This window comes from Neisseria sp. HMSC070F02, from assembly GCF_001814225.1.
Taxonomy (GTDB): Bacteria; Pseudomonadota; Gammaproteobacteria; order Burkholderiales; family Neisseriaceae; genus Neisseria; species Neisseria meningitidis.
The window spans coordinates 1-1,986 of sequence record NZ_KV815352.1 but is presented as its reverse complement, the minus strand read 5'-3'; the positions used below and the strand labels follow the sequence as shown (position 1 = coordinate 1,986).

Sequence of the window (1,986 nt, the reverse complement as noted above, 5' to 3'; positions counted from 1 at the left end):
CCCCCGTTCTTGGTGGGTCTGGGAGGACTTGAACCTCCGACCCCACGCTTATCAAGCGTGTGCTCTAACCAGCTGAGCTACAAACCCGGATTCTCTTCTTAAGCGAATCTTGCCTTCACTCAAGCTTCTTCCGCATCTTTTCAGTTTACCGATAAGTGTGAATGCCTAAAGCCTCTTCTTTCTCTAGAAAGGAGGTGATCCAGCCGCAGGTTCCCCTACGGCTACCTTGTTACGACTTCACCCCAGTCATGAAGCATACCGTGGTAAGCGGACTCCTTGCGGTTACCCTACCTACTTCTGGTATCCCCCACTCCCATGGTGTGACGGGCGGTGTGTACAAGACCCGGGAACGTATTCACCGCAGTATGCTGACCTGCGATTACTAGCGATTCCGACTTCATGCACTCGAGTTGCAGAGTGCAATCCGGACTACGATCGGTTTTGTGAGATTGGCTCCGCCTCGCGGCTTGGCTACCCTCTGTACCGACCATTGTATGACGTGTGAAGCCCTGGTCATAAGGGCCATGAGGACTTGACGTCATCCCCACCTTCCTCCGGCTTGTCACCGGCAGTCTCATTAGAGTGCCCAACTGAATGATGGCAACTAATGACAAGGGTTGCGCTCGTTGCGGGACTTAACCCAACATCTCACGACACGAGCTGACGACAGCCATGCAGCACCTGTGTTACGGCTCCCGAAGGCACTCCTCCGTCTCCGGAGGATTCCGTACATGTCAAGACCAGGTAAGGTTCTTCGCGTTGCATCGAATTAATCCACATCATCCACCGCTTGTGCGGGTCCCCGTCAATTCCTTTGAGTTTTAATCTTGCGACCGTACTCCCCAGGCGGTCAATTTCACGCGTTAGCTACGCTACTAAGCAATCAAGTTGCCCAACAGCTAATTGACATCGTTTAGGGCGTGGACTACCAGGGTATCTAATCCTGTTTGCTACCCACGCTTTCGGGCATGAACGTCAGTGTTGTCCCAGGAGGCTGCCTTCGCCATCGGTATTCCTCCACATCTCTACGCATTTCACTGCTACACGTGGAATTCTACCTCCCTCTGACACACTCGAGTCACCCAGTTCAGAACGCAGTTCCCGGGTTGAGCCCGGGGATTTCACATCCTGCTTAAGTAACCGTCTGCGCCCGCTTTACGCCCAGTAATTCCGATTAACGCTCGCACCCTACGTATTACCGCGGCTGCTGGCACGTAGTTAGCCGGTGCTTATTCTTCAGGTACCGTCATCAGCCGCTGGTATTAGCAACAGCCTTTTCTTCCCTGACAAAAGTCCTTTACAACCCAAAGGCCTTCTTCAGACACGCGGCATGGCTGGATCAGGCTTGCGCCCATTGTCCAAAATTCCCCACTGCTGCCTCCCGTAGGAGTCTGGGCCGTGTCTCAGTCCCAGTGTGGCGGATCATCCTCTCAGACCCGCTACTGATCGTCGCCTTGGTAGGCCTTTACCCCACCAACTAGCTAATCAGATATCGGCCGCTCGAATAGCGCAAGGCCCGAAAGTCCCCTGCTTTCTCTCTCAAGACGTATGCGGTATTAGCTGATCTTTCGATCAGTTATCCCCCACTACTCGGTACGTTCCGATATGTTACTCACCCGTTCGCCACTCGCCACCCGAGAAGCAAGCTTCTCTGTGCTGCCGTCCGACTTGCATGTGTAAAGCATGCCGCCAGCGTTCAATCTGAGCCAGGATCAAACTCTTATGTTCAATCTCTAACTTTTTAACTTCTGGTCTGCTTCAAAGAAACCAACAGGACAATGTTCAAAACATTATCTTGTCTGTCTTTCAAACAGTGTGAGGCTCAAGGCACTCACACTTATCGGTAATCTGTTTTGTTAAAGAGCGTTGCGAATTATAAAGTATCTCTTCCGCCTGTCAAGATATCTCTCGATATCCCCAACATTCTGTGCTATACTTTTCAGTTCGCCCGCCGCTTCTGCAGCAGCGAAGAACCGAACTATACGC

General features: G+C 52.2%; 1 tRNA gene and 1 rRNA gene. Both read right to left on the bottom strand.

Annotated elements, in window-relative coordinates:
• Positions 1–10 precede the first annotated feature (10 nt).
• Positions 11–87: transfer RNA gene (locus tag HMPREF2959_RS00670), tRNA-Ile, on the bottom strand.
• A gap of 100 nt (positions 88–187) precedes the next feature.
• Positions 188–1,728, bottom strand: a 16S ribosomal RNA gene (locus HMPREF2959_RS00665).
• Positions 1,729–1,986: the final 258 nt, after the last annotated feature.